This window comes from Bradyrhizobium sp. (assembly GCF_004799405.1).
Taxonomy (GTDB): domain Bacteria; phylum Pseudomonadota; class Alphaproteobacteria; order Rhizobiales; family Xanthobacteraceae; genus Bradyrhizobium.
Genome location: NZ_SSMW01000066.1, coordinates 11,863 through 38,343, shown reverse-complemented (window position 1 = coordinate 38,343; position 26,481 = coordinate 11,863). Strand labels below are relative to the sequence as shown.

Below are 26,481 nucleotides of genomic sequence, written 5' to 3'. Positions count from 1 at the left end.
ACAGACGAGACCGTGACATGGCCGAGCGCTATCTGAAGTCCGAGCCCTATGCGTGGCCCTATAATGGCGATCTGCGCCCGGAGAATACCGCGCTGATCATCATCGACATGCAGACCGATTTCTGCGGTGTCGGCGGCTATGTCGACAAAATGGGATACGACCTGTCGCTGACGCGCGCGCCGATCGAGCCGATCAAGCGGCTGCTCGCGGTGATGCGCGGCCAAGGCTTCCACATCTTCCATACCCGCGAGGGGCATCGTCCGGACCTCACCGACCTGCCCGCCAACAAGCGCTGGCGCTCGCGGCAGATCGGCGCCGGAATCGGCGACCCCGGCCCCTGCGGCCGGGTGCTGGTCCGTGGCGAGGCTGGCTGGGAGATCATTCCGGATCTGGCGCCGCTGTCGGGCGAACCCATCATCGACAAGCCGGGCAAGGGGTCGTTCTGCGCCACCGACCTCGAGCTGATGCTGCGGCTGCGCGGCATCGAGAACATCGTTCTCACCGGCATCACCACCGACGTCTGCGTCCATACCACCATGCGGGAGGCCAACGATCGCGGCTTCGAATGCGTGCTGATCGAGGACTGCTGCGCGGCTACCGACAAGAGCAACCACGACCACGCACTGAAAATGATCAAGATGCAGGGCGGCGTGTTCGGCGCGGTCGCGACTTCCTCGGCGCTGATCGGAGCCTTGTCATGATCGTCGGCGAAGTGCCCATGCCGGGCGGCGCGCTTGGTGTCGACGCCGTCGCCATGACCATGCGCTTCGGGGACTTCGTCGCACTGGATAACGTCGAGCTGAAGGTGCGTCCCGGCTCGTTCCATGCGCTGCTCGGCGAAAACGGCGCCGGCAAGAGCACGCTGGTCAAATGCATCATGGGTTACTACCACCCGACCGAAGGCGACGTCCTGGTCGGCGGCCGCGAGCAAGCGATCGCCAATCCGAAGAACGCCCACGCGCTCGGCCTCGGCATGGTGTACCAGCATTTCACGCTGGTGCCGGCGATGACGGTAGCGGAAAACCTGGTGCTGGCGCGCGACGACGTTCCTCCGGTCGTCAACTGGGCCAGGGAAAAACTGGAACTGGAAGCGTTCCTGGCGAACATGCCGTTCAAGGTGCCGCTCAATGCCAGGGTCTCCGACATTTCGGCCGGCGAGCGGCAAAAATGCGAAATTCTCAAGCAGCTGTACCTGAAGCGGCGCTTTCTGATTTTGGATGAGCCGACATCGGTGCTGACGCCGGGCGAAGCCGACGAGGTGCTGGGCATGCTGCGCGGTATGGTCGTCAATGACGGGCTGACCATCCTGATGATCACGCACAAATTCCGTGAAGTGATGGCATTCGCCGACGAGGTCACGATCCTTCGTCGCGGAAAACTGGCGGGCCATGGCAAGGTCGCCGATCTCACTCCCGACAGCATGGCCCGCATGATGATCGGCGCCGAAGAGCTGACGGTACAACCGGCGCGCGTTGGACAAGTCGGCGAACCGCGCCTGGAACTGAGCAAGCTCAACGCGCTCGACGATGCCGGCGCAGTTGCGGTGCATGACGTGTCGCTGGCGGTCCGCGGCGGCGAAATCGTCGGCATTGCCGGTGTATCCGGCAACGGCCAGCGGCAACTGGTCGAGGTGTTGGCGGGCCAGCGCGAGGCCGAAAGCGGAGAAGTTCGCGTCGCCGGCGAGATCTATCATGCCAACCGCGAGGAAATGCGCCGCCACAAGATGTCGCTGCTGCCGGAAGAACCGCTGAAGAATGCCTGCGTCGGCGGCATGAGCGTTGCCGACAATGTCGCCTTCCGCGAATTCGACCGCGCACCGTTTGCCAGCGGCGGCTGGTGGCTCAACCGTGCCGCCTTCCGCGACGACGCCGACCGCAAGATCGCGCAGTACAAGATCAAGACCCGCACCCCCGACACGCCGATTGCGGCACTGTCCGGCGGCAATGTGCAGCGCGCCGTGCTGGCGCGCGAATTGAGCGGCGACGTCGAGGTCCTGATCGCCGCCAACCCCTGTTTCGGGTTGGATTTCGCCGCGGTAGCGCAGATCCACGCCGAGATCATGGCGGCGCGAAACCGCGGCGCCGCGGTGCTGCTGGTGAGCGAGGACCTCGACGAGTTGCTCGAACTGTCGGATCGCCTGGTCGTGATGTTTCACGGCGAATTTGTCTATGAGACCCGCGCCAGCGAGGCCAACCTCACCGAAATCGGGCGGCACATGGCGGGACATTGATGAGCGATGTTTCGCATCCTGGCCCGCTCGAACTCGATCAATACTTTCTGCGCCGGTCGTTCGAGGTCGCGCGCCGCGCTCTGACCCACGGCAACCATCCGTTCGGCGCCATTCTCGTCGACCAGAATCACAATGTGCTGATCGAGGCCGAGAACGGCTACATGCCGGCGCATGACGGCACCGCGCATGCCGAGCGTTTGCTCGCGACGCAGGCCTGCACCACCCTCGATGCGGGTATTCTCAAGCACGCGACGCTGTATTCGTCGGCCGAGCCCTGTGCGATGTGCGCCGGCGCGATCTACTGGGCCGGCATCGGCCGTCTGGTCTACGGGCTGAGCGAACACCGGCTGCGCGCGGTCACCGGCAACCACCCGGAAAACCCTACCCTCGACCTGCCCTGCCGCGAAGTGTTCAGGAGCGGCCAGCGGGCCACCGAAGTGGTTGGGCCGCTGCTGGAGGACGAAGCGGAAGCGCTGCACGCCGGCGTCTGGCACAAATAGCGCCCAGAACTTCAATCATCTAAAGGCGTCAAGTCAGCAAACAGAAAGATGGCGCCGCGGGTACATCGCGGCGCCATCGCTTTTCACCTGGAGAACCCGTCAGGCGGTTAGAACTTTACCGTCACACCGGCGTAGACGGTCGATTCGGTGCAGGAGTTAGTGCTGCGCAGGGTGTTAGTTACATAGTTGCACACGCCATATTCGGCACTGTGGTCGAGGCCGAACTTGTTCTGCCAGTAACGATAGGCAACCCAGGTGGTTACGAATTGCGAGTACTTCGGACCCCAGAACGCCTTGCTGGCGTCGAAGGTCAGACGGATCGGTTCGCTGTTGAGTTCAGTCTTGGTTGCGGTGCTAAGCACGCCAGGACCGGAAAGGAACGGAAGGCTGTTCGCATCGCCCTTCGGTCCGTAGAAGCCGGCGCGACCGCTGATAGCGAAATATTGGAAGTCTGGCGGCAGGAAGCCGAGATCCATGTAGTAGTTGATTTCAACTGCCCAGGTGGTGTGGAAGCTCGTATTGCCATCGCTCAGGCAGGTTAGGCCGGGGATGTTAGGACCAGAAAAGAGACCACACTGATCGAATGCGTTGTGGTTGATTTCCTTATAGGCCAAGGGCGCGACGTTGATGTAGCCCTTGTAGGGAAGATCGAAGGCGAATTGCAAACCGGCGACGAAGTCGCGCTTGGCCGGAGCCAGGAAGTTGTTTTCCGAGTTGCCGTCGGCGCCGACTTCGAACGAAATGTTATGCAGCGGACCCATGGTGAACATCTTGGTGTTGAAGATTTCGTTCCAGCCGAAGGTGCTGCGGAACAGGCCGTAGATCTCGGTCGCGCCAGCACAATTTGAAAACGGGCCGCCGCCGGTGATGAGAGTTCCCGGTTCAGTGCAGGGCGAGGCCGGATCGTTATGGCCCGACTTGAACATCGAGATGGTGAAGAAGTTGGTGCCGTAGGCCCACGCGTCGAAGTGGGTGAACGAATAGACGCTCTTCGAAGTGGTGCCATTGATGCTGCCGTCGGGGCGGATGCTATAAGCACCGGGATCGGTACCCCTGGGCATCCACGAATAGGTCACCCGGTCGTCGATCACGAAGAAGAACGGCGCATCGGCAACCGGCTTTGGCTTGACCTTGACCGGCAAGTCCGCCGCACTGGCGAGGCTGATTGGCGCGACGGTAGCAATGGCAGCAAAGGACAGCACGGCTGCTGCGATTGCCTTGTAACAGTAGGACATCGGAAGTACCCCCAAGTTTGACGATCGAATGATCGAGCCCTTGAGGCGACCCTTGCGCTGTTTGTTCCACGTGAGAAGCCTCAAGATTCCCCAAGACTTGCTGCAAGTTTCATCAAGAATGGCCGGCATAAGCGCTTGTTTTCAGGTGTCGGCGGCATTTGGCACCGCAAACAGCACAAGCCTGGGGGATGCAAGATCGTCGGGTTATGCCCGTTTTAATTGAGTTTCTTGCAACATCCGGACGCAGGACCGACATCAAAACCGTCCGATCGGGTGGAGGGGAAAACGGTTCTGTTTGCACGAAATCGGCTGCTCACAATCGCGGCACACTTCACTTGGGTGGTGCGATTTGTCCATGATCGTCACAATTCTGCAACACCGAGGCGCAGCGGGGAAAAAACAGCGGCCGATCCGAACTTCGCGAAAGCCCATCGGCAGCGAAGCGACCCAATGATCGTTTGCCAAAGACTTGAGCAAACACTGGCGCTTTTTCGAGACTTACCCTGGTCGGCAAACTAGCACAGTATTGAGGCACCCGTTTCTCCTCGCACGCGTGACAGCGAATGTTAGATCCGACGCCCTCCAGCCAGCACACGCCCCTGCTCCAGACTATCGGGTTGACCAAGCGCTACGGCACCTTTCTCGCCAATGACTCGATCGACATCGATATCTGGCCACGGCAGATCCACGCGCTGCTCGGCGAGAACGGCGCGGGGAAATCGACGCTGGTCAAAACCATCTACGGACTGGTTCAGCCGAGCGACGGCGAGATGCGCTGGCAGGGCGAGAAGATGGTCCTCTCCGGACCGTCCGAAGCGCGCAGCCGCGGCATCGGCATGGTGTTTCAGCACTTTTCCCTGTTCGACAACCTGACCGTCGCCGAAAACGTCGCGCTCGGTCTCGACGGCAAAGAATCGTTCAAGGACATGTCCGCGCGTCTGGAAGAAGTGTCCAACGTTTACGGCCTTCCGCTCGATCCAAAGCGCGAGGTCTGGCAGCTATCGGTCGGCGAGCGTCAGCGCATCGAGATCGTCCGGGCGCTGATGCAAAATCCAAAATTCCTGATCCTCGACGAGCCGACCGCGGTGCTGACGCCGCAGGAGGCCGATCAGCTCTTTGTGGTGCTGGAGCGCCTCAAGGCCGAAGGCCGCGCCGTGCTCTACATCAGCCACAAGCTGGAGGAGGTGAAACGGCTTTGCGATACCGCGACGATCCTGCGCGGCGGCAAGAAGATTTCGACCTGCAATCCCCAGCAAGAGACCGCCGCATCGCTCGCGCGCATGATGGTCGGCGCCGATATCAAGGAGGTGAAGGCAGCTGCAGGACGCAAGATCACGGTGCCGCGCCTCGTCGTCAACGATCTCTGCCTTGAGCCCGACGATCCTCATGGAGTCCGGCTGCAGCACATCTCGCTGGAGCTCATGGGTGGTGAAATCTTGGGCATCGCCGGCGTTGCCGGTAACGGCCAGGACGAGCTTTTTGCGGCGCTTTCGGGGGAGCGCCTGGCGCAAGACCCCGGTACGGTGATCTTCGACGGCCACGCCGCCGGTCACCTCACGATCACCGAGCGCCGCAGGCTTGGGGCGGCTTTCGTGCCTGAAGAACGGCTGGGCCATGGCACCGCGCCGCGCATGAAGCTTTCCGAAAACGCCTTGCTGACCGGTCACGCCGCCAGCGGCATGGTTCAGCACGGCTTCGTCAACACCGCCGCGACGCTATCGACGGTGGACCGCGCCACCGAGACGTTCGACGTCCGCAAGGCCAAACGCGATCCCGAAGCGGCGAGCCTTTCCGGCGGCAACCTGCAGAAATTCATCGTCGGCCGCGAAATCCTGCGCAATCCCGCCGTCCTCGTCGTCAGTCAGCCGACCTGGGGCGTTGACGCGGGCGCGGCCGCGGTGATCCGTCAGGCACTGCTCGATCTTGCCGCCAGCGGTGCTGCCGTGCTCGTCACCAGCCAGGACCTCGATGAACTCGCCGAGATCACCGACCGGATCGCGGTGATGTTCCATGGACATCTCTCGGAGCCGCTGCCGACCGCGGACGCCAATCGCGAGAAGCTCGGCCTGTTGATGGGCGGCAGCAGTCTGACGCAGAAGGAAACGGCTCATGCAGTTGGTGCTTGAAAAACGCGCCGAGCGATCCACCACCATCGCGCTGGTCTCGCCGCTGATCGCGATCGGCCTGACCATCGTGACCATGAGCATTCTGTTCGCGATTCTCGGCAAGAACCCGATTCTGGCGCTCGGCGTCTACTTCATCGATCCCCTGACCGACAGCTATTCGCTGCAGGAAATCGCGGTGAAGGCGACGCCTTTGGTCATGATCGGCATCGGCCTGTCGCTGTGCTATCTCGCCAATGTCTGGAACATCGGGGCCGAAGGCCAGTTTCTGATCGGCGCCGTCGCCGGCAGTTGGCTCGCGGTCAAGACACAAGGCACCGGCGCAGGGTACTGGGTGATGCCCGCCATGCTGCTGCTCGGCGCGGTGGCGGGCGCGCTTTATGCGTTGATCCCGGCGATCTGCAAGGTCCGGTTCGGCGCCAGCGAAATCCTGACCAGCCTGATGCTGGTCTATGTGGCGGATCTTTTCCTGGATTATCTGGTGCGCGGTCCGTGGCGCGATCCGGCCGGGTTCAATTTCCCGACCACCGCCGAGTTCGATCCGGTCGCAACGGTGCCGGTTCTGATCGAAGGCGGCCGGCTGCACCTTGGCGCGATTATCGCGCTTCTGGTAGTTGCCGCGGCGACCGTGCTGCTTGGCAAGACCATCAAGGGCTTCGAAATTCGCGTGGTCGGCGCCGCCCCCCGCGCGGCGCGTTTTGGAGGGTTCAATTCCGACCAGTTGATCCTCCTGACCTTCGCCATGTCGGGCGCGCTGGCCGGGCTTGCCGGGATCATCGAGGTGGCCGGTCCGGTCGGACATCTGCAGCCGGGCATTTCGCCGGGCTATGGCTTCACCGCCATCATCGTCGCCTTTCTCGGGCGCTTGAACCCAATTGGAATATTAATTGCAGGCCTTTTCCTCGCACTCACCTTCATTGGCGGCGAGCAGGCCCAGATCGCGATGAAAATCCCGTTGGACGTGACCAAGGTGTTTCAGGGCATTTTGCTGTTCTACGTGCTCGCCTGCGACTCGCTCATCCTCTACCGCTTCCGGCTGATTTTCCCGTCGCCAAAGGTGTCCAGTGGAACTGCTTGAGGCCATCATCCTGTCGGTGCTCGCGGCGTCGACGCCGCTATTGATCGCCGCCACCGGGGAACTGGTGACCGAGCGCGCCGGCGTGCTCAACCTTGGCGTCGAGGGCATGATGATCGTGGGCGCGGCTTGCGGATTCGGCGGCGCCTGGCTTACCGGCTCCACCATCATTGGTGCAGCCTGCGGCATCGTCGCAGGCACGCTGCTGTCGCTTATCTTTGCGGTGATGACGCTGGGACTTGCCGTCAACCAGGTTGCCACCGGTCTTGCGCTCACCATTCTCGGCATCGGGCTGTCCGGCCTGATCGGCGCCGGCTTCGTCGGCGAGAGAATTACGCCGGCTCCGCATCTCCACATTCCCGGCCTGACCGATATTCCGCTGGTCGGGCGCATCCTGTTCGGCGAGGACGCCTTCATCTATTTCTCGCTGGCGCTCGTGATCGGGGTCTGGCTGTTTCTGTACCGGACCCGGGCAGGGCTGGTGCTACGGGCCGTCGGCGACAATCACGTTTCGGCGCACGCGCTGGGATACCCGGTGCTCAAGATCCGAATGTTCGCGGTGATGTTCGGCGGCGCCTGCGCCGGCCTCGCCGGAGCCTATCTGCCGCTGGCCTATACGCCGTTCTTCATCCCCGGGATGACTGCGGGCCGCGGCTGGATCGCGCTCGCGCTCGTGGTGTTCTCATCCTGGCGGCCGGCCCGTCTCGTGATCGGGGCGTACCTGTTCGGCGCAGTGACGATCCTGCAATTGCACGCGCAAGGGCTCGGCCTCGGCATCCCATCGCAGTTCATGTCGGCGCTGCCGTATCTTGCAACCGTCATCGTGCTCGTCCTGATTTCGCGCGCAAGAACCGGCGGTTCCACCGCGCCCGCAGCCTTGGGCACGGTATTCGTGCCCGATCGATAAATACCCGAGGCGCGCGCGATGGGGCGCGGGCGCACCGGGACAGCCAGTCCACCCCTTAGTGTCAGGAGAAACCTATGAGAAAAATTCTCATCGCAGCAACGGCGGTGTTGCTTACGGCCGGCGCGAGCCTGTTCAGCGCTTCCGCTGCCGACAAGCTTAAAGTCGGATTTATCTATCTTGGGCCGATCGGCGACCTCGGCTGGACCTACCAGCACGAACTTGCGCGCCAGGCGCTGGTCAAGGAATTCGGCGACAAGATCGAAACCACGTTCCTCGAAAACGTCAGCGAGGGTCCGGATTCGGAGCGTTCGATCGAACAACTGGTGCGCGCCGGCAACAAGCTGATCTTCACCACCTCGTTCGGCTACATGGAACCGACGCTGAAAGTGGCCAAGAAATATCCCAACGTGCATTTCGAGCACGCTACCGGCTACAAGCGCGACAAGAACATGTCGACTTATTCCGGCCGGTTCTACGAGGGCCGTTACATCCAGGGCGTGATCGCGGCCAAGATGTCGAAATCCGGCGTGCTCGGCTACATCGGTTCGTTCCCGATCCCGGAAGTCATCTCGGGCATCAACGCCACCATCCTCGGCGCGCAGACCATCAATCCCAACATCAAGGTCAAGATCATCTGGGCCAACTCCTGGTTCGATCCCGGCAAGGAAGCTGACGCCGCCAAGGCGCTGCTCGACCAGGGCGCCGACGTGATCATGCAGCACACCGACTCACCGGCGGCGATGCAGATCGCATCCGAGCGCGGCAAGCTGGCGTTCGGCCAGGATTCCGAAATGATCAAGTTCGGACCCAAGGCGCAGCTCACCTCGATCATGGATAATTGGGCGCCCTACTACATCGACCGCGTCAGGGCCGAACTCGACGGCAAGTGGGCGTCGGAAGATACCTGGGGCGGGTTGAAGTCGAAGATGGTGGTGATGGCGCCCTACACCAACATGCCCGACGACGTGAAGAAACTGGCGATGGACACCGAGGCCGCCATCACCGACGGCAAGCTGTTTCCGTTCAAATGCCCGGTGATGGGCCAGGACGGCAAGGAAGTTGAGTGCAAGGGCGGCGACCATCTCGCCGACGGCCAGGTGCTCGGCATGAACTTCTACGTCAAGGGCATCGACGACACGATTCCCGGCAAGTAACGGCCGGGCACCATCGAAGCCGAAAGGTCCGGGCGCCAAACGCCCGGACCTTTTTACTGGAAGCTTGTGGCCTCATCGCCGATGCATGGCATGCGCGGCGGCGCTGTGACGGTGGATCAGGTCGGGCACATCCAGACCGGGAATCGCGCCGTCTTTCACCACCCAGTGTCCGCCGACCATCACGCGGTCGGCGTGGTGCGCGCCGCACAGCACCAAAGCCGCCAGCGGGTCGCCGTGGCCGGAGAAGCGCAATTCGTCGAGCTTGAACAACGCCAGATCCGCCATTCTCCCGACCGCGATTTCACCGAGTTCGGGACGGCCGACGCAGGCGGCGGAGCCTTTGGTCGCCCATCGCAGCGCGTCCTTGTGGCTGACGCGGCCGACGCCGTAGCGGGCCCGCTGCAGCAGGAACGCGGCCCGCACCTCCTGCATCAGGTTGGATTCATCGTTCGAGGCCGAGCCATCGACGCCAAGCCCTATTCCCACCCCGGCTTCTTCCATGTCGCAGACCGGGCAGCAGCCGGACGCCAGAATCTGGTTGCTGCAGGCGCAATGGCTGATCGTGATCCCGGCCTTGCCGAGGCGCTTGATCTCGGCCGCGTTGAAATGGATGCCGTGGGCAAGCCATGTCCGCGCATTGAGCCAGCCGCATTGCTCGAGATAATCCAGCGGCCGGCAGCCATGCATCTGCTCGCAGAATTTGTTCTCGTCCTCGGTTTCCGCCAGATGGGTATGCAGCCGGACATCGAGCTTGCCGGCCAACGCTGCCGTCGCGCTCATCAGCGAGGTCGTCACCGAAAACGGCGAACAGGGCGCCAGCGCGATCTGCACCATGGCGTCCTCACCGCGCTGGTGATGCCTGGCGACCACGCGTTCGCTGTCGGCGAGGATGGTGTCTTCGTCCTGCACCACGCTATCGGGCGGCAATCCGCCGTCGCGCTGCGAACGGTTCATCGAGCCGCGGGTCAACAGCACGCGAACGCCGAGCCGCTTGGCGACGGCCACCTCGATATCGACGGCGTCCTCCAGTCCGGCCGGAAACACGTAGTGATGGTCGGTCGTGGTGGTGCAGCCCGACAGCAACAGTTCCGACATCGCCACGGTGACGCCGAGGTCCAGCGATTCCGGCGTCAGCCGCGCCCATACCGGATAGAGCGCCTGCAGCCACGGAAACAGCTCGCGATCCAATGCCGCCGGCAGCGCCCGCGTCAGCGTCTGGTAGAAATGATGATGGGTATTGATCAGCCCCGGCAGGACCACATGGTCGCCCGCCTCGAAAAACGCCGCGCTCGTGGCGGGCTGGCCGCCCTTGGGCACCAGTTCGACGATCCTGCCGTTCTGGACCACGATGCCGCGTTCGGCACCTTCGGCGAGAATAGCCAGGGGGTCCTTGATCCAGAGCGCCTGGGTTTGGTTCATGGCAGGTTGCATCTCCAGGCTATTGGTTTCCTAAACCCACTTGCAATTCAGGCACTTGCAATTCAGGGACCAGCCCGAATGTCCGGCCGAGTTGGCGTCCGTCTTGCAAGACTTCTACAAGAACACTCATCGCATTGAAACGACAAGCGTATCCATGGATTTGAATACCGTCACCGAGGTCGCGCATCCCACGACGCGGGAAGAGCTGCCCATTTGGATGGCAGGCGATGCTTGGCTCGCGGGCGGGACCTGGCTGTTCTCGGAACCGCAGGTCCATCTCACCCGGCTGATCGATCTGGCCGATCTCAAATGGCCGGCGCTTACGGTCGGCCCAACCCATCTGACGATCGCCGCTACCTGCACCGTCGCGCAACTTGATGGGCATCCCTGCCCTTCCGACTGGATCGCCTCGCCGCTGATCAACCAGTGCTGCCGGGCGTTTCTGGCGTCGTTCAAGATCTGGAAGACGGCGACCGTCGGCGGCAACATCTGCATGTCGCTGCCGGCAGGCCCGATGATCGCGCTGACGGCCGCCCTCGATGGCGGCTGCACGATCTGGAAGACCGATGGCAGCGAGCAACGGGTTCATGTCGCCGATTTCGTCACCGGCAATCAGCAGAACGTGCTCGCGCCCGGCGACCTGTTGCGGCAAATCGATATTCCGATCGCAGCACTCAGGCGGCGCTCGGCGTTTCGCCAGATCTCGCTGACACCGGTTGGACGGTCGGCGGCACTCCTGATCGGCAGCGTCGACCATCAGGGCGGCTTCGCGCTGACAGTGACGGGATCGACCGTCCGGCCAATCCAATTCTCGTTTCCCGAAATGCCTTCCGCAGACGAATTGCGCGACTCGATCCTCCAGCGCATTCCCGACGAACTCTATCACACCGACCTCCATGGCAAGCCGGCATGGCGCAAGCACATGACGTTGCGTCTGGCTGAGGAGATTCGCGCCGAACTTGCGGGCACGCGATGAGCTATCAGATCAACGGCAAGGAATTCTCACAAACGCCGCATGCCGGACAGTGCCTGCGGACCTTCCTGCGCCAGCTCGGCCATTTCGGCGTCAAGAAAGGCTGCGATGCCGGTGACTGCGGCGCCTGCACGGTATTGCTCGACGGTGAGCCGGTGCACTCCTGCCTGATCCCGGCGTTTCGCGCCGAGGGCCATGCCGTCACCACGATCGAGGGCCTCGCTCCCGAGGGCGGCGCGCATCCGATGCAGCAGGCGTTTCTCGATGCGCAGGCGTTTCAGTGCGGATTCTGCACCGCGGGCATGATCCTGACCTGCGCGTCGCTGAACCAGGCGCAGCGGCAGGATCTCGGCGCGGCGCTGAAGGGCAATATCTGCCGCTGCACCGGCTACCGCGCCATCGAGGACGCGCTGCATAACAGGAACAACATCGAAGACGCCGCCGCCGGCTCCGCGTTCGGCCGCAGCCTGCCTGCGCCCGCCGGGCCGGCCGTGGTGCGCGGTGCGGCGCGCTATACCTTCGACGTGGCGATCGAGGGCATGCTCCACATCAAGATGCTGCGCTCGCCGTATCCGCATGCAAAGATTGTCTCGATCGACAAGAGCGCGGCGCTGGCGCTAGCCGGCGTGCACGCGGTGCTGACCCATGAAGACGTGCCGGACCGGTTGTTCTCGACCGCGCGGCACGAAGTCGCCGACATGGATCCGGACGATACCCGCATCCTCGATACTGTCGTCCGCTTCATCGGACAAAAGGTCGCGGTCGTGGTGGCGGAGAGCGAAGCGATTGCGGAAGAAGGCTGCCGCCGTCTCAAGGTCGATTACGGTATTCTCCCCGCGGTGTTCGATCCGGCACAGGCGATTGCCCCGGGCGCGCCCGCGATCCATTCCGACAAGACAAGCGAGCATCGCGTCGCCAACGCGGAGCGCAACATCGTCGCCGAAACCCACGGCGAGTTCGGCGATGTCGCCGCCGCGCTGGCCAAGGCCGCGGTTACCTATCAGGGAAAGTTCACGACCCAGCGGGTGCAGCATGCCGCGTTGGAAACCCATGGCGGCGTTGCCTGGGTCGATCCCAATGGCTGCCTCAACCTGCGCTCCAGCACCCAGACGCCGTTCCTGACCCGCCGCGCGCTGGCGGACATCTTCAATCTCGCGCCGGACAAGGTGCGCGTGTTCTGCGAACGGGTTGGCGGCGGCTTCGGCGGCAAGCAGGAGATGCTGGTGGAGGACATTCTGGCGCTGGCTGCGCTCAAGACCGGACGCCCGGTCAAGCTCGAGCTGACCCGCGAAGAGCAGTTCATTTCGACCTCGACGCGGCACCCGATGCGCGTCACCGTCACGGCCGGCGCCGATGAAGCCGGAAACCTCACGGCACTGCAGCTGGAGGTGCTCTCGAACACCGGCGCCTATGGCAATCACGCAGGTCCGGTTCTGTTTCACGCCTGCGATGAATCGATCAGCGTCTATAATTGCCCAAACAAGAAAGTCGACGCCGTGGCCGCCTACACCAACACCGTTCCAGCCGGCGCTTTCCGCGGCTATGGTCTGCCGCAGACCATTTTCGCGGTTGAAGCGGCAATCGACGAATTGGCCAAAGGCCTCGGCATCAGTCCCTACCAGTTCCGCCGCCGCAACATCATCAAAAAAGGCGATCCGATGCTGTCGCCGCCGGGCTCGGAGCATAGCGATGTGCTCTATGGCAGCTACGGGCTCGACCAGTGTCTCGATCTGGTCGAGCGCGCGATGCAAGCCGACGCGCCGAAGATCGAACTGTCCGAGGACTGGCTGACCGGCGAAGGCATCGCGCTGACCATGATCGACACCGTGCCGCCGGACGGCCACATCGCCGACGCCAGGATTTCATTGCGCGACGATGGCGGCTTTGAACTGGTGGTCGGCACCGTGGAATTCGGCAACGGCACTTCCACGGTGCATCGCCAGATCGCCGCGACCGCGCTGGCGACGACGGTGGACCAAATCCGCCTGCTGCAATCCGACACCGCGCATGGCGGCCACGACACCGGCGCCTATGGCAGCACCGGGACCTTCGTCGCCGGGCGCGCCACGCAGGCGGCGGCCGAACATCTGGCCGACGATATCAAGGTTTTCGCCTCCACCGCGACCAGGACAAATCCCGATATTTGCGTGCTCGAAAACGATTCCGTGGTTTGCGGCAAGCAACATCTGTCGTTCGCCCAGCTCGCCAAGGCGGCGCGTGCGCAGGGACGGACGCTGACCGCGAACGGAACGTCGGCGGGGACACCGCGCTCGGTCGCCTTCAATGTGCAGGGCTTTCGGGTCGCGGTGAACAAGGCTACCGGCGAGATCAAGATTCTGAAAAGCGTTCACGCCGCTGACGCCGGGCGCGTCGCCAATCCGATGCAGTGCCGCGGACAGGTCGAGGGCGGTGTCGCGCAGTCGCTCGGCGCCACGCTTTATGAGGAGATGGTCATCGACGATAGCGGGCGCGTAATGAACCCGAAATTCCGCGATTACCATCTGCCGTCATTTGCGGATATTCCACGCACCGAAGTCTATTTCGCCGACACCACCGACTCAATCGGTCCGATGGGCGCCAAATCGATGAGCGAAAGCCCCTATAATCCGGTCGCAGCCGCGCTCGGCAACGCGCTGGCGGACGCCACCGGCATTCGCTTCACGGCGGTGCCGTTCAAGCCGGACCGGCTGTTTCCGCTGCTGCATGAGAAATTTGGAAAGACGTGATTTGGTCGCTGCAGCGATTGCGTTTCGAGAGCCCCCACCCCAACCCTCCCCCGCAAGTGCGGGAGAGGGGGCTCACCGTTCACACAGTGGGAGTCGCGCGCACATCGACCAACAAATAGAACTAATATCCGCGTTCCGGTTCATGCGCACCGCAGACGCGTTTCTCTCCCTCTCCCGCTTGCGGGGGAGGGTTGGGGTGGGGGTCTCTCCGCACGCACGATGTCAGAAAATCATCCCCGCCCGACCGTGCATTCGATCTGGCCGTGTGGCTCGTCGGTCGGCAGGAACACATCGTTGTTGTTATCCATCCCGAACGCCGACAGGTTCATCAGGATGAAGTGGATGTTCGGACAAGCCATGCTGATTTCGGAAATCTCCGGCACCGCGGCAAGTGCGGCTTCGCCCATGCGATACAGGCTGTCCTGCACGCTCGAACTGTAGGTGGTGCTGAACACCTCCAGCACCGTATCGAGGATTTTCGCATTGGTAGCGGGATAGTTCGCAGGCTTGGCCGACCATTTCCAGGATGCCACCATGCTGGTTGCGCACATCCGGTCGTTGGTCGGAGCGATCGTGGTATAGCGATCCTTGACGTAATTCTCCCAGCCCGACTTGGTCGATTTCATGAAGGTGAAACCGTCGATACCCGATGCCAGCGTCGTCGCGCCGGCGCGCGTCGCGGTGGCCTCGACAAACGGCTTGCCATTGCCGTCGAGAACGAAACTGTGGGGATGCGGCTTGCCGCCAAAGCTCAGCCGGCTCCATTTGGTTTCATGCGCGGTGACGGCCACCGATGCGATTTGCGGATAGCTGTCGAGGTATTTTTTCGCCAGCACCTGGCAAAATTCCTCGGTCGAAAGCCCGGTGTTTTCCCGGGCGACGATATTGACGACGTTCTTGATGGTATCGGTCGAGACCGCGGTGGAATTGTCGGCATGGGTATAGGCCCGGGCAAAGTCGCCCTCGATCATCGCCTTGACGTTGAGCTGGCTGACCTCATGCCTGTCGCCATCGCGGTGAATCCGCATGACGCGAACCCGGCCTTTTCCGTACTTGTTCTTGATGAGCGGCACGCGCGAACCTCCACAGTTTCAGCCGGCACCCGGGATTTCGATCGCCGTCCGGCCTGGGAACGAGCAACGTTCGTGCCATGGGGTGCGCAAACCGGCGCGCCCTTGGCACGAGCCTTGTATCGGTCCGGCTAGTTGAGCATTGCCAACGCCCATATTGAAGGGGAAATCATGAATACCGCCGTGCATCCGGTCGACGAAATCCTGCCTACCCCCCGCTTGCTGGTACTCGGTCTGCAACACGTGTTGGTCATGTATGCCGGCGCGGTCGCGGTTCCCTTGATCATTGGCCGCGCGCTGAAATTATCGCCGGAAGACGTTGCTTTCCTGATCAGCGCCGATTTGTTCGCCTGTGGCGTCGCCACGCTGGTGCAGTGCATCGGCTTCCCCGGTGTAGGCATTCGCCTGCCGGTCATGATGGGCGTCACCTTCGCCTCGGTCGGACCGATGCTATCGATGGCGGCAGCCCCCGATATCGGCCTGCTCGGCATCTACGGATCGGTTATAGCTGCCGGAATCTTCGGCATTATTGCCGCTCCTTTCATCAGCCGGCTGCTGCCGCTGTTTCCCGCCGTCGTAACCGGGACGATCATTCTGGTGATCGGCATCTCGTTGATGCGAGTGGGTATCAACTGGGCCGGCGGCGGCCTGCCGACCCTGACCAGAGTCGTCGAGGGCGTTCCCGGTGCATTCCCGAACCCGGGCTATGGCCAGTTGCAGGGGCTCGGCGTCGCCCTGTTCGTGCTGTTGATCATTCTCGGCCTGATCAAATGGGGCTCGGGTTTCGTCGCCAACGTCTCGGTATTGCTCGGCATCGTCGCCGGCGCGATCCTGGCAAGCGTGCTGGGTGTGATGCATTTCGAAAAGGTTGCGGCAGCACCCTGGGGCGACATCGTGATCCCGCTGCATTTCGGCATTCCGCAATTCCACCTCGTGCCTATCATCACGATGTGCATCGTGATGATCGTGGTGATGATTGAATCGCTCGGGATGTTCCTGGCGCTCGGCGAAATCACCGGCAAGACCATTGACCGCGACGCGCTGACCCGGGGGTTGCGCGCCGACGGCGTCGGTACCGTGCTCGGCGGTCTGTTCAATACGTTCCCCTATACCTCGTTCTCGCAGAACGTCGGTCTCGTCAGCGTCACCGGGGTACGATCGCGCTGGGTGACCGTCACCGGCGGCGCGATCATGCTGGTTCTCGGTTTGCTGCCGAAGATGGCGGCGCTGGTGGAGGCGGTGCCGCTGGTGGTGCTCGGCGGCGCCGGCCTGGTGATGTTCGGGATGGTCGCCGCGACCGGCGCGAGGATCCTCACCGCGGTCGATTTCAAGAACAACCGCTACAACCTGTTCGTGGTGGCGATTTCGGTCGGCTTCGGCATGATCCCGCTGGCGGCGCCGAACTTCTTCCGCAACCTGCCGCACGACCTGCAGCCCTTGCTGGAGTCGGGCATTCTGCTGTGCGCGCTGGTCGCGGTGATCCTGAACGCGTTCTTCAACGGCATCGGCAGCAGCGCCGCGGCGCAAGCCGATGCCGCGTCGGCGGCCGCATCGGCGCAGCACGTGTGAGAGAAAACGTCATTGCGAGCCAACGGGCCGCGCGAATGCGCGCCCCATGATAAACTCCGCGAAGCAATCCTGGCGGAATACTCCGGTCAATGGATTGCTTCGTCGCTTCGCTCCTCGCAATGACGGAAGAAAATGAAGACGCGCTGCTCACCATGAATGGTGAATTTCAGCTCCCCCGATACGTCGCGTAACTCCAGGGCGTGACCAATAGCGGCACGTGGAGGTGGCCCTCGGGATCGCTCGCCGAAAAACGCAGCGGGATGCGATCGAGAAACGGCGGATCGGTCATGGGCACCTGCCGCGCGGCGAAATAATCCGCGGTGCTGAACGTCAGTTCATAATTGCCGATCGGCACTGGCCGGCCGTGTATCAGCGGTTGATCGGTGCGGCCATCGCTGTTGGTGATCGCGCGCGTGACGACCCGGCTTGCGCCGAGCGCCGACAGTTCGATCAGTTCGAGCTTGATGCCGGCGGCCGGTTTTCCGCTGTGGGTATCCAGCACATGCGTGGAGAGGCGCCCGTGCACCTGCAACCGGTCGTCCGAGATGACGAGCTGGTCGACTCGCAGAGCCGCGATCCGGCAGATTTCCTCGATCGATTTCTGCGTCTCAGTGCTGGCATCGTTCGGCAGCCGGCGCTCGAAGTCGCGCAGGATCGAATCCCTGGTGTGGCGGCGAACGCAGACGATATAGGGAAAGCCAAATTTGGCGCGATAGGCATTGTTGACGCGCTCGAACGCCTCGTATTCGGCGTCCGACAATCGATCGAGGCCGACGCTGTTCTGTTCGGCGCTGGATTCAGCGGTCAAGCCGGCGGCGCGCTGGGTCTTGTCGGCGAGATCGGGATGCGCCTTGATCAGCGCCAGCCGCAGGCCGGAACTCGCATGGTCCACGGCTGCCGTCATCGCCGCGAACAACGGCTTGACGCCGGCAAACGGCCTGGCATCCGCCGCCTTTTCGGCAATCCACGGCGAATATTCGAAAATATTCGCCAACGCGGCGACAAAGTCTTCCCTGCTGCAAGCGTTCAGATCGGCGAGCGTTTTCTGCGACATGGTGTCCTGACTATCCGATGCTCGGCGCATTCGCCGCCAGATGCGCGAGATTGGCGTGCCAGTGCTGCGCGATCTGCAACCGCGTCGGCACCCAGACCCGGTCGTGACCTGCGACATAGTCGATAAACCGCGCCAGCGCCGCCGCGCGACCCGGACGGCCGACCACCCGGCAGTGCAGCCCCACCGACATCATCTTCGGCGCGGTCTCGCCCTCGGCATAGAGCACGTCGAAACTGTCTTTGAGGTAGGTGAAAAACTGATCGCCACCGCCGAACCCCTGCGCATTGACAAAGCGCATGTCGTTGGCATCGAGGCTGTAGGGGATGATCAGATGCGGTCCCGCCGGCCCTTTGATCCAGTACGGCAGGTCGTCGGCGTAGGAGTCGCAGGAATAGAGAAAGCCGCCGGCTTCCATCACCAGCTTCACGGTGTTGATCGAGGTCCGTCCGGTGTACCAGCCGAACGGACGTTGCCCGGTCACCTCGGTGTGGACGCGGATGGCGTCGGCGATCTCGACCCGTTCCTCCGCTTCCGACATGTCCTTGTGCTCGACCCACTTCATGCTGTGGCTGGCAATGTCCCAGCCGGCCTCTTTCATGGCCGCGACAATTTCAGGATTTCGTTTCAGCGCGGTCGCGACGCCGAATACCGTCACCGGCAGCTTGCGTCCGGTGAACATCCGCCATAGCCGCCAGAAGCCGGCGCGGGAGCCATATTCGAACATCGATTCGATATTGGCGTGGCGCTGCCCGGGCCAGGGCTGTGCGCCGAGCACGTCGGACAGAAACGCCTCCGACGCCCGATCGCCATGCAGGATGTTGTTTTCGCCGCCTTCCTCGAAATTCACCACGAACTGGACGGCGATTTTCGCGCCATGCGGCCAGTGCGGATCCGGCGGATTGCGTCCGTAGCCGTGGAGGTCGCGGGGATATTCGGCGTCGGCCATCTATACCGCCTCGAAGCGGACTTTCTGCGCGCCTTTCCACAGCACGGTCTTGCCCAGTTCGGGCAGCCGATCGAGATTGGAGGTCAGCGTAATGAAATGATTGCCGGCGAGCTGGCCCATTTTGCTGGCGAAATGCACGCCGCCATAGGCCAGCAGGATTTCGGTTTCGCTGATGCCGCCGGGATAAAGGATGATCTGGCCGGGCGCGGGATAACTGGTGTGGTTTTCGTAGGAGACGCCGAAATCGAGATCGCCAAGCGGCATCCAGACCCCCTCGCCGCTCCAGCGCACATGGATCGCCTGGCTCTCGAACGGCATCGCCTTGCGAAAGGCGGCACAGGTCTTGGGCGCCAGTTTCTCCTCGAAGCGAGCCTGAAACGTGAAGTCACCGGCGTGGACGACGAGTTGGCTCATCACTTAAATCTCATGGGGTTTGAACAGACAGGGAGCAGCGTTGCAGCCAGCGATCACGGATGCGCGCTCATTGGTCCGGTCGCTTGACTTCATAGGAGAGCCCGAAAATTCCGCTTCGGTGTATTTCCGGTTCCGGCGGCGGCGGCGGCGCGATTTCAGCCTGCGGCGGCAGCGGTGGCGGGCCCGGCAAATTATTGCACTTCATCGAATAGACCAGCTGGTGATCCGCGGTCTGGCCGATCGGCGCACAGGGATCCACGCGGCTGGTCACGTTCTTGGGCACCAGCTTGACTTGCGCCCACGCCGGCGAGCCGACCAGAAGGAGAATGATAAATACCAGTCTTTTCATGGTCTTCCCCAAGCAAGAAATGTACCGTTCGGGATCCAGTCCCACCGCCCGATCCATCGATTTCGACCCGACCATTCAATCGGGTTGAGTAGACCAAGTCCATAATTGTTGCGATGGTTTTCGAAGGCTCAGTTTGACCAAATAAAGGCCCGTCGCGGCAAGAGGGGCACATGAAACGGCGCAACTTCATCAAGTTGGCTATCGGCTCGGCATCGATGTGGCCGATACTGGCCCGCGCGGACGTCTATCCGTCGCGAACGATTACTCTGATCGTCCCTTTTGCGGCCGGCGGCCCGACCGACGTGATCGCTCGCGTTGTCGCCGAACGCATGGGTGAAGCGCTCGGCCAGACCGTGCTGATCGAGAACGTGACCGGGGCATCGGGTTCGATTGCAGGCACGAAGGTGGCTCGCGCCACGCCCGACGGCTACACCATTACCATCGGTCACTGGGGAACGCATGTTCTCAACGGCGCGATTTACGATCTCAAGTACGATCTTTTGAAAGACTTCGAGCCGGTGGCCCTGATCGCAAATGGTCCCCAGCTCATCATCGCGAGGCCGACATTACCGCCGACGGACCTCAAGCAGTTCATCGCCTGGCTGAAGGAAAATCCGAACAAGGCAACGGCCGGAACCGCGGGTCCCGGCACCGGAGCACACGTCGCTGGCATCTTCTTTCAAAAAATGACCGGCACCAGCTTTTCATTCGTGCCTTATCGCGGCGCGGGCCCGGCGCTTAACGACCTGATGGCCGGACATATCGATCTGATGTTCGATCAGGCCTCGAATTCCCTGGCCCAGGTCCGCGGCGGCACCGTTAAGGCATTCGCCGTTACCGCACCGACGCGCCTGGCGTCGGCGCCGGACATTCCGACCGTGGACGAAGCCGGCTTGCCGGGACTCTATATCGCTTATTGGCACGGCATTTGGGCGCCGAAGAATACGCCGGGCGACATCGTGGCAAAGCTGAACGGCGCCATCGTGAAGGCTTTGGCCGATCCCAATCTACGTCAGCGTTTCCTCGAACTGGGCCAGGAAATTCCACCGCTCGACAAGCAGAGTCCGGCCGCACTGCGAAGCCATCAGGAAGCCGAGATTCAGAAATGGTGGCCGATCGTGAAGGCGGCCAACATCAGGGCGGAGTAAGCGGATCGGCGCGGGAACCGCTTCGGGTGGGTCCCGAAATCGAGAGCTTGAAGACGCGGCCGCACCGGCGTCTTCGTCGTTCCGTTATTATGGAAACACTCGGCAGGGCTGACTTAGAGGATTTCTACTCATTCCTCGTCAGCCAGCCTGAGCAAGTCATTCGACAAGGCCTCACCGGGAATCCGGTGTTTGGGACGACGAAAGCGGGGCTGAATTGGCTTCATGGCCCGTTGTGGGCGGTTGATCAAACCCGGACATCACCGGGCCACCAACGCCAAACCGGACGCGATAGACTTGCAAATTCTCCATGACGCGCTGGACATAATTGCGGGTTTCGGCAAGTGGAATGCGTTCCACCCAATCGACCGCGTCCACGCTGGGATCGCGGGGATCGCCGTGCTTCTGCACCCACTCCCGAACCCTTCCCCGGCCGGCATTATAGCCCGCGAAGGTCATGATGTGAGAGCCGTTGTATTCCTTTAAAAGCGCGCTGAGTTCGGCTGCGCCCATTTGCGTGTTGTACACGGGATCGGAGACCATCCGGTCCCAGTCGTAGCTGACGCCGAACCTTTTGGCGGTGTCGCGACCGGCTTCCGGCGTGACCTGCATCAAGCCGACCGCATTGGCCGACGACTTGTCGCGCTGGTCGAAACCGCTTTCGGTGCGCGCGACCGAATAGATGATGCTGCGTTCGATCTCGGGTCCAATCGGGCTATGCGGCGGGATCCCGATCGTCGGGAAGGCGTAGTGGTCGACCGGCAGGCCACGGCCGAGCGCCGTCTTCCCGATCTCCAGCATGCCACGCGCATCGTTGTGGCGCCCGGCAAGCTCGCCGAGTGCGGCCAGCGTTGCCACGTCACTGCACTGCTCCGCGAGATCCACCATAAAGCTCACCACGGCGTCGCGCTCGCCAACCGCGTAGAGCATATCGGCGGCGCGCACGATTTCGTCCGAAAGTGCAGGGCCGCTGGCCGGATCGGCTTGCAGCGGCGCGCGGAGCTCAAGTCTTCTAAGGCCGAGCTTGGCACGCGCAAGCTGGCCGTAATAAGCGGTGCTATGGCGCGCGGCGGCTTGATAGGCCGCGCGCATGGCATCGTTGTCTCCGATCGCCTCGGCGGCGCGGCCTCGCCAGTAGTTCGCCCGCGCGAGCACGATTGGATTGGCCGATCCGTCGTCGATATGGGCGAATTGCGCGCGCGCCGTGGCGGGATCGTTGAGATAGCGCAGCGCGATCCAGCCCGACATGAAATGGAAATCCGCCCGGTAATTTTCACCGGCCGGCAGGGCGGCGGCGCGCACGATCTCATACGCAGTCCGGAACTGGCCGAGATCGAGCAGCTTGCGGGCAAGAACGCGCCGTTCGCGCCACCATTCATCGGTGTCCTGCAGCGCCATGGTTTCCGGCGCCGCCGCCAGAGTCAGGCGCACAGCGTCGTCAATTTTATCGTGACGCAACATCCAATGGACGCGGCACAGCGTGTAGCCCAGGTCCTGCCGGGCCGCGGTCTCGACGGAGTCGAGCCGGTCGAGCGCCTTGGTCTCATTGGTCATGGCGGCCACGCAGGCTTTCACGATCGAAAGCTCGTTGTCGCCGAGGCGCTGCGCTGCGCGCTTCGCTCCTGAAAAATCCTTTGCGCCGATGCGCCTGTCCATCCGTGCCCGGTGATCGTCACGCCCGAGCAGGTCGCGGAACATCTCGAAGGCCTCGGTTTCCGAGCGTTCCGACATCTCATCCGATCGCCATGCCTCGCGAGCCCAGCGTCCGGCGCCGTCACGGTCACCTTCGGCGAGTAGCGCGCGCGCGAGCGCCAGACGGCCCTTGGTGCTCGTCGGCTGATCGCCGGTAAAGCTGTGAACGGTAGTCGGCTCGCTCCGCTCCTGCCAAAGGCGCGCCTCCGCGCGCCGCCGCATCAAACCCATGCCCGGCCAGCCCGGGTTATCGGCAATGAATGCCGCATACCGGCCGAATACCGCGTCAGAGTCCGGATTGCGCAGAATGAACCATTCGACAAGTTTCTGGGCCGCCGGATCCCCGATGGTTTTTTCGATGACGGTCGCTTCACCGGTCTTGGTCTTGCGCGACAGATCAATCGCGTTCTTGACCGCCGCCAGATCTCCCGAGAGTGGCGGTGCGGCCGCAGTATCGGCAAATGGCGGTGTCTTGTGCCGCGCCGCCTCGACATGCGCCACATGCCCCTTGCCGTGGTGCCGCACGCCCGTTGTCTCGTGTGCCTTCTCGGCATGCCGGACTTGCTTGGGACGGGCGAGCGCGGTCGCATCGCCCGCAAGTGCGGCGAGTATTGCCAAGCTGAGAAAACAAGTGAGCGGCCGGAAGCGCTGGTTCAATCCGTGGTCCCCTGCGAAGCCACTGGCGCGACCCATGAGGTCGCACGATCCCTGCGGTTGGAACTGCATCGACACTACCACATCATGAGATTCGCGGCTGTCGCGCTTCGGCAACAGCGCCTGCAAACTCTGGGGCACCATGCTAAATGGCTAAGTGTTTGAAAATATTGGTGGTGTGTGCCGCCAGACAGGAACCGGGAGGAACCCGAAAGTGGCCAAATTGAGATTCAATCCAGAAGCGGATCGATGGACGCCTGGGCAGCCCAGCGGAACTTGCGTTCCTTGTATTGGGTGCCGTCCTTGCCCGAGAGCATGACGAGCAGATCGTAGACGCTGCGGCCGGATTCGATCCACGCCCGCTCCTTGTCGTCGAAGTCGATATTGCGCATCGCCAGATCGAGCACTTCGCCCGCCTTCGCCCAGGGCACAACGGTCAACCCATCGTCGTCACCAAACATCAGGTCGCCGTTACTGACCGATACGCCGCCACAAATCACGGTTTCGCCGATCGCGCCAACGGACGGCGTGCCGAAGCCCGCGATGGCCGGCGCTCGGCCGCAGGCAAACAAAGGAAGCGGGTCGGCCTGCGTCTGGATTTCGAGCAGGTCTCGCACCATGCCGTCGATGACGACGGCTCTCAGTTTGTTGCGGCTTGCATTCCAGTGGACCATGCTGCCCCAGACCGAAAGCTCGGATCGACCGCCCGCATCGACCACCAGAACATCGCCGGCGCTGGCCAGCGACAGCGCTTCTATGGTTCGGCGGGTAAAGCCAGGCAGGGTGCGCACCGTCAGCGCCCGTCCGGCAAAGCGCCGCCCCGGCAGCAGGGACTGGATCCGTGGCGACATGCAGGCGCCTCCGCCGGAATTGACGTGCTCGCTGGTCATGCGGGGATGCAGGAATTTTTCGACCAGGGCGCGGGCCACTTCGTTGTTGCCGGAGGACGCGATCATATCCATGACTCTTAAGTCCTTTTGCGCTCGCCGGAGCCGCCGGCGACCAATCCGAGCCGGAGGGCTGCTTCCGTCGCAGTTCTAGGCCGCGCGGCACATGCCAGCAAATTCCAAATTGCTTGCACTGTATTCCATCGAGTTATGTAATGTGCGCACAGTCGAGGCTGGGGGATGCGGCAGTCCCCGTTCCGGGTGGTGACGCATGAATATGCAAAGGCTCCGCGCCTTTCAGGCGATTATGAGAACCGACTCCGTCACCTCCGCAGCCGACGAGCTCAAGCTGACCCAGCCGGCGGTCAGCAAACTGCTGAAAGCCCTCGAACTCGAAGTTGGTTTTCCCCTGTTCAACCGGGCCAGGGGGCGCTTGACCCCGTCGGCCCAGGGAACGGCGTTCTACCAGCGGGCGCAGCGCATTCTGGCGGAGATCGAAGACCTCGCGACGATCGCGCGCAACGTCGCGGAAAACAGGCTGGGCGAAATCAGGCTGGTCGCCATGTCGCAACTTTCGACAAGGCTGTTCCCCCGGGCGATCGGAGAGTTTCAGAAGAAGCATCCCGATGTGTACGTCTCGCTCGAGATCATTCCGCGGCGCGACGCCGATCGCTGGATCAGTGGATTGAATTTCGATCTTGGAGTCAGTGCGCTTCCCATCCTGTGGAGCGGTCTCGGATACGAGCCTTTTCTGACATTGGCTCCCGTCGCGGTGGTCCCCACGGCCAACCCGTTGTCGTCGCGGGCCTCGCTCAGCGCGCGAGACCTCGACGGTCAGCCCTTCATCCGCTTGACCAATTCCAATCTGCTGCGATCCCAGGTGGATGCCGATCTGATCGAGGGGAACTCGCACCCCATCGTCAAGGCGGAGGTGTCCTCCCCGATCACGGCCTGCGCACTGGCGGCGCAGGGCGTCGGCCTCGCGGTGGTCGATGCGCATAGTCCGGTGGTTGCGAAAACGGACGACTTCCAGATCGTGCCGTGGAAATCTTCCATTTTGCTGACCTACGGCTTCTTTTATCCCAAGGATGGCGCCAATCCGTTCGTGCCCGTCTTCAAGAAAATCCTCAAGCGATTGGCGATCGCCGATCAGCCCCGATTGCGCATCCGCTCCGCCAATGGACGCTGAGCTGCGCGCAGCCGGGTATTCCAATTTATTATGAAGTCACTCTGATTTTGAATTTGCTGGGATGACCCCGTGCCCCTAGCCTGAACGCGAGCTGGCGCCGGCACGGCGCCGGCCGTTCAACACATCAGGGGGAACAGCATGGACGAGATGTCGCCAAAGTCGCAGCCTGCCACGGTATTTTCCGCCTCGCGCCGACGCCTGATCGTCGGCGGTGCGGCGATGGCGCTCGCCGGAACCGGCGTGATCGGGATCGCTGCCGCGCAGACATCAAAGACCATGCGGGTCGGGGTCCATAAGGGTGTGGTGTTCGTCCCCTCGCTGCTCCTCCAGTCGCTGCTCGGTGCCTCATGGCAAGTGGAGCTATCCTATTTCGGGTCGCCCGCGGACATGGCCAACGCGATCGCTTCGCGCAGCATCGACATTGGCTATACCGGGGTGACGATCGCTGCGATCGCGCGCTCCAAGGGGTTGCCGATCGTCATCATCGCGAGTTCAGCCGGCAAGGGAACCGCCATCATCGTCGGCGCCAAAACGTCGATCCAGAAGGTGGAGGATCTGAAGGGCAAGAATATCGGTCAGGTGGTCGGCGGAATCCAGGACGTTCAGCTTCGCGAGCAGCTCCGGATGGCGGGGCTGAGCATGAAGGACGTCAATCCGATCGCGATCTCCTTCGCCGATCTGCCGGCGGCCCTGGAAAAGGGCGGCATCGACGCTTTCTGCGGCGGCGAGCCGGCGTCCACCAAGACCATCGAGGACGGATATGGCCGGCTGCTCAAATATCCCTACGATACGCCCGTCGGCACCATCAACGCAGGCATTCTGACGCGCGAAACTACAGTGCAGGAAAATCCCGACATGCTCCGCGCATTCGTCGGCGCTCATCGCCAAGCGGTCACACGTCTTCGCGGCAACCTGGACGAAGCGGCCGAGCTTGCCAACAAGAATTGGGGTTTTCCGCTGGAGACGTCGCGAAAGGCGCTCAACAATGTGGACTTGCGTTGGGTCCTCGACGAAGGTTTCATGAGCGACCTCGCCAACTACATGGCGCGAATGAAGGATCTTGGTATGATTTCGGAGGTTCCCGACATCAACAAACTGGTGATCCGGGACTTCGCCAAGGCCTAGCCGGCTGCATTGCGCTTCCCGGGGTCACGATGCTCCGGCACGGAG

At 62.5% G+C, this 26,481-nt stretch carries 22 protein-coding genes; 13 read left to right on the top strand and 9 right to left on the bottom strand.

Annotation, left to right across the window (positions count from 1 at the left end):
• Positions 1-17 precede the first annotated feature (17 nt).
• From E7813_RS10225 to E7813_RS10215, 3 genes are read left to right on the top strand one after another with little or no spacing between them, the layout of a single operon-like run.
• Complete coding sequence (locus tag E7813_RS10225; protein WP_291573408.1) at positions 18-701, top strand: isochorismatase family cysteine hydrolase; 684 nt, start codon at positions 18-20, stop codon at positions 699-701.
• On the top strand, positions 698-2,230 hold the full coding sequence (locus E7813_RS10220; RefSeq protein ID WP_291573406.1) for an ABC transporter ATP-binding protein: 1,533 nt from the start codon (positions 698-700) through the stop codon (positions 2,228-2,230). Before E7813_RS10225 ends, E7813_RS10220 begins: the two co-directional genes overlap by 4 nt.
• The gene (locus tag E7813_RS10215) at positions 2,230-2,730 is read left to right on the top strand and encodes a nucleoside deaminase (RefSeq protein WP_291573405.1); all 501 of its coding nucleotides are present in this window, start codon (positions 2,230-2,232) and stop codon (positions 2,728-2,730) included. The genes E7813_RS10220 and E7813_RS10215 overlap by 1 nt, the downstream gene beginning before the upstream one ends.
• A 107-nt stretch (positions 2,731-2,837) precedes the next feature.
• Here the strand turns inward: E7813_RS10215 and E7813_RS10210 are convergent, their stop codons facing one another.
• Positions 2,838-3,965 carry a hypothetical protein gene (locus E7813_RS10210; RefSeq protein ID WP_291573441.1) on the bottom strand — a complete coding sequence of 376 codons (1,128 nt, stop codon included), beginning with the start codon at positions 3,963-3,965 and terminating at the stop codon, positions 2,838-2,840.
• Between the two features lie 563 nt (positions 3,966-4,528).
• On the opposite strand from E7813_RS10210, the gene E7813_RS10205 reads away from it, so the two are divergent.
• The 4 genes from E7813_RS10205 to E7813_RS10190 all read left to right on the top strand — a co-directional run bounded on the left by E7813_RS10205 (position 4,529) and on the right by E7813_RS10190 (position 9,224).
• Positions 4,529-6,091, top strand: coding sequence for an ABC transporter ATP-binding protein (locus E7813_RS10205; protein ID WP_291573404.1), 1,563 nt, complete (start codon positions 4,529-4,531; stop codon positions 6,089-6,091).
• On the top strand, positions 6,075-7,166 hold the full coding sequence (locus E7813_RS10200; protein WP_291573403.1) for an ABC transporter permease: 1,092 nt from the start codon (positions 6,075-6,077) through the stop codon (positions 7,164-7,166). The genes E7813_RS10205 and E7813_RS10200 overlap by 17 nt, the downstream gene beginning before the upstream one ends.
• Positions 7,153-8,070, top strand: a complete 918-nt coding sequence (locus E7813_RS10195; RefSeq protein WP_291573401.1) for an ABC transporter permease — start codon at positions 7,153-7,155, stop codon at positions 8,068-8,070. Before E7813_RS10200 ends, E7813_RS10195 begins: the two co-directional genes overlap by 14 nt.
• A 74-nt stretch (positions 8,071-8,144) precedes the next feature.
• Positions 8,145-9,224, top strand: a complete 1,080-nt coding sequence (locus E7813_RS10190; protein ID WP_291573399.1) for a BMP family ABC transporter substrate-binding protein — start codon at positions 8,145-8,147, stop codon at positions 9,222-9,224.
• Between the two features lie 72 nt (positions 9,225-9,296).
• Here E7813_RS10190 and E7813_RS10185 read toward each other — a convergent pair whose 3' ends face one another.
• Entirely contained in the window at positions 9,297-10,643 is a 1,347-nt protein-coding gene (locus tag E7813_RS10185; RefSeq protein WP_291573397.1) for an 8-oxoguanine deaminase, read from the bottom strand.
• Positions 10,644-10,797: 154 nt separating this feature from the next.
• On the opposite strand from E7813_RS10185, the gene E7813_RS10180 reads away from it, so the two are divergent.
• Positions 10,798-11,619, top strand: coding sequence for an FAD binding domain-containing protein (locus E7813_RS10180; protein WP_291573396.1), 822 nt, complete (start codon positions 10,798-10,800; stop codon positions 11,617-11,619).
• Positions 11,616-14,342 carry a molybdopterin-dependent oxidoreductase gene (locus E7813_RS10175; RefSeq protein ID WP_291573394.1) on the top strand — a complete coding sequence of 909 codons (2,727 nt, stop codon included), beginning with the start codon at positions 11,616-11,618 and terminating at the stop codon, positions 14,340-14,342. Before E7813_RS10180 ends, E7813_RS10175 begins: the two co-directional genes overlap by 4 nt.
• 230 nt (positions 14,343-14,572) lie before the next feature.
• Here E7813_RS10175 and pucL read toward each other — a convergent pair whose 3' ends face one another.
• Positions 14,573-15,415, bottom strand: coding sequence for a factor-independent urate hydroxylase (pucL, locus tag E7813_RS10170; RefSeq protein WP_291573391.1), 843 nt, complete (start codon positions 15,413-15,415; stop codon positions 14,573-14,575).
• A 168-nt stretch (positions 15,416-15,583) separates the two neighbouring features.
• On the opposite strand from pucL, the gene E7813_RS10165 reads away from it, so the two are divergent.
• Complete coding sequence (locus E7813_RS10165; protein ID WP_291573389.1) at positions 15,584-16,981, top strand: nucleobase:cation symporter-2 family protein; 1,398 nt, start codon at positions 15,584-15,586, stop codon at positions 16,979-16,981.
• Positions 16,982-17,147: 166 nt separating this feature from the next.
• Here the strand turns inward: E7813_RS10165 and uraD are convergent, their stop codons facing one another.
• The 4 genes from uraD to E7813_RS10145 all read right to left on the bottom strand — a co-directional run bounded on the left by uraD (position 17,148) and on the right by E7813_RS10145 (position 19,744).
• A complete protein-coding gene (gene uraD / locus E7813_RS10160; RefSeq protein WP_291573387.1) occupies positions 17,148-18,035 on the bottom strand; it encodes a 2-oxo-4-hydroxy-4-carboxy-5-ureidoimidazoline decarboxylase in 888 nt (295 codons plus the stop codon).
• A gap of 10 nt (positions 18,036-18,045) precedes the next feature.
• Complete coding sequence (gene puuE / locus E7813_RS10155) at positions 18,046-18,981, bottom strand: allantoinase PuuE (RefSeq protein WP_291573385.1); 936 nt, start codon at positions 18,979-18,981, stop codon at positions 18,046-18,048.
• Entirely contained in the window at positions 18,982-19,395 is a 414-nt protein-coding gene (locus tag E7813_RS10150) for a DUF3830 family protein (RefSeq protein WP_291573384.1), read from the bottom strand.
• Between the two features lie 67 nt (positions 19,396-19,462).
• Positions 19,463-19,744, bottom strand: a complete 282-nt coding sequence (locus tag E7813_RS10145) for a hypothetical protein (protein ID WP_291573382.1) — start codon at positions 19,742-19,744, stop codon at positions 19,463-19,465.
• A 215-nt stretch (positions 19,745-19,959) separates the two neighbouring features.
• Here E7813_RS10145 and E7813_RS10140 point away from each other — a divergent pair, with 215 nt between their 5' ends.
• A complete protein-coding gene (locus E7813_RS10140) occupies positions 19,960-20,892 on the top strand; it encodes a tripartite tricarboxylate transporter substrate-binding protein (protein WP_291573439.1) in 933 nt (310 codons plus the stop codon).
• A gap of 171 nt (positions 20,893-21,063) precedes the next feature.
• Here E7813_RS10140 and E7813_RS10135 read toward each other — a convergent pair whose 3' ends face one another.
• On the bottom strand, positions 21,064-23,238 hold the full coding sequence (locus E7813_RS10135) for a lytic transglycosylase domain-containing protein (RefSeq protein WP_291573437.1): 2,175 nt from the start codon (positions 23,236-23,238) through the stop codon (positions 21,064-21,066).
• Positions 23,239-23,465: 227 nt separating this feature from the next.
• Positions 23,466-24,197: an RraA family protein gene (locus tag E7813_RS10130; protein WP_291573380.1), complete on the bottom strand. Its 732-nt coding sequence runs from the start codon at positions 24,195-24,197 to the stop codon at positions 23,466-23,468.
• Positions 24,198-24,393: 196 nt separating this feature from the next.
• Between E7813_RS10130 and E7813_RS10125 the strand changes: the two genes are divergently transcribed.
• Together E7813_RS10125 and E7813_RS10120 are read left to right on the top strand one after the other, a co-directional pair.
• Positions 24,394-25,311, top strand: coding sequence for a LysR family transcriptional regulator (locus E7813_RS10125; RefSeq protein ID WP_363331164.1), 918 nt, complete (start codon positions 24,394-24,396; stop codon positions 25,309-25,311).
• A gap of 138 nt (positions 25,312-25,449) precedes the next feature.
• Positions 25,450-26,436 carry an ABC transporter substrate-binding protein gene (locus tag E7813_RS10120; RefSeq protein ID WP_291573378.1) on the top strand — a complete coding sequence of 329 codons (987 nt, stop codon included), beginning with the start codon at positions 25,450-25,452 and terminating at the stop codon, positions 26,434-26,436.
• The last annotated feature ends 45 nt before the right edge of the window (positions 26,437-26,481 follow it).

What these genes read in the sequence shown, in the direction of transcription:
- E7813_RS10225 (WP_291573408.1), top strand. Translation starts at nt 18, where the DNA reads ATGGCCGAGCGCTATCTGAAGTCCGAGCCCTATGCGTGGCCCTATAAT.
- E7813_RS10220 (WP_291573406.1), top strand. Translation starts at nt 698, where the DNA reads ATGATCGTCGGCGAAGTGCCCATGCCGGGCGGCGCGCTTGGTGTCGAC.
- E7813_RS10215 (WP_291573405.1), top strand. Translation starts at nt 2,230, where the DNA reads ATGAGCGATGTTTCGCATCCTGGCCCGCTCGAACTCGATCAATACTTT.
- E7813_RS10210 (WP_291573441.1), bottom strand. Translation starts at nt 3,965, where the DNA reads ATGTCCTACTGTTACAAGGCAATCGCAGCAGCCGTGCTGTCCTTTGCT.
- E7813_RS10205 (WP_291573404.1), top strand. Translation starts at nt 4,529, where the DNA reads ATGTTAGATCCGACGCCCTCCAGCCAGCACACGCCCCTGCTCCAGACT.
- E7813_RS10200 (WP_291573403.1), top strand. Translation starts at nt 6,075, where the DNA reads ATGCAGTTGGTGCTTGAAAAACGCGCCGAGCGATCCACCACCATCGCG.
- E7813_RS10190 (WP_291573399.1), top strand. Translation starts at nt 8,145, where the DNA reads ATGAGAAAAATTCTCATCGCAGCAACGGCGGTGTTGCTTACGGCCGGC.
- E7813_RS10185 (WP_291573397.1), bottom strand. Translation starts at nt 10,643, where the DNA reads ATGAACCAAACCCAGGCGCTCTGGATCAAGGACCCCCTGGCTATTCTC.
- E7813_RS10180 (WP_291573396.1), top strand. Translation starts at nt 10,798, where the DNA reads ATGGATTTGAATACCGTCACCGAGGTCGCGCATCCCACGACGCGGGAA.
- E7813_RS10175 (WP_291573394.1), top strand. Translation starts at nt 11,616, where the DNA reads ATGAGCTATCAGATCAACGGCAAGGAATTCTCACAAACGCCGCATGCC.
- E7813_RS10165 (WP_291573389.1), top strand. Translation starts at nt 15,584, where the DNA reads ATGAATACCGCCGTGCATCCGGTCGACGAAATCCTGCCTACCCCCCGC.
- uraD (WP_291573387.1), bottom strand. Translation starts at nt 18,035, where the DNA reads ATGTCGCAGAAAACGCTCGCCGATCTGAACGCTTGCAGCAGGGAAGAC.
- puuE (WP_291573385.1), bottom strand. Translation starts at nt 18,981, where the DNA reads ATGGCCGACGCCGAATATCCCCGCGACCTCCACGGCTACGGACGCAAT.
- E7813_RS10150 (WP_291573384.1), bottom strand. Translation starts at nt 19,395, where the DNA reads ATGAGCCAACTCGTCGTCCACGCCGGTGACTTCACGTTTCAGGCTCGC.
- E7813_RS10145 (WP_291573382.1), bottom strand. Translation starts at nt 19,744, where the DNA reads ATGAAAAGACTGGTATTTATCATTCTCCTTCTGGTCGGCTCGCCGGCG.
- E7813_RS10140 (WP_291573439.1), top strand. Translation starts at nt 19,960, where the DNA reads ATGTGGCCGATACTGGCCCGCGCGGACGTCTATCCGTCGCGAACGATT.
- E7813_RS10130 (WP_291573380.1), bottom strand. Translation starts at nt 24,197, where the DNA reads ATGGATATGATCGCGTCCTCCGGCAACAACGAAGTGGCCCGCGCCCTG.
- E7813_RS10125 (WP_363331164.1), top strand. Translation starts at nt 24,394, where the DNA reads ATGAATATGCAAAGGCTCCGCGCCTTTCAGGCGATTATGAGAACCGAC.
- E7813_RS10120 (WP_291573378.1), top strand. Translation starts at nt 25,450, where the DNA reads ATGGACGAGATGTCGCCAAAGTCGCAGCCTGCCACGGTATTTTCCGCC.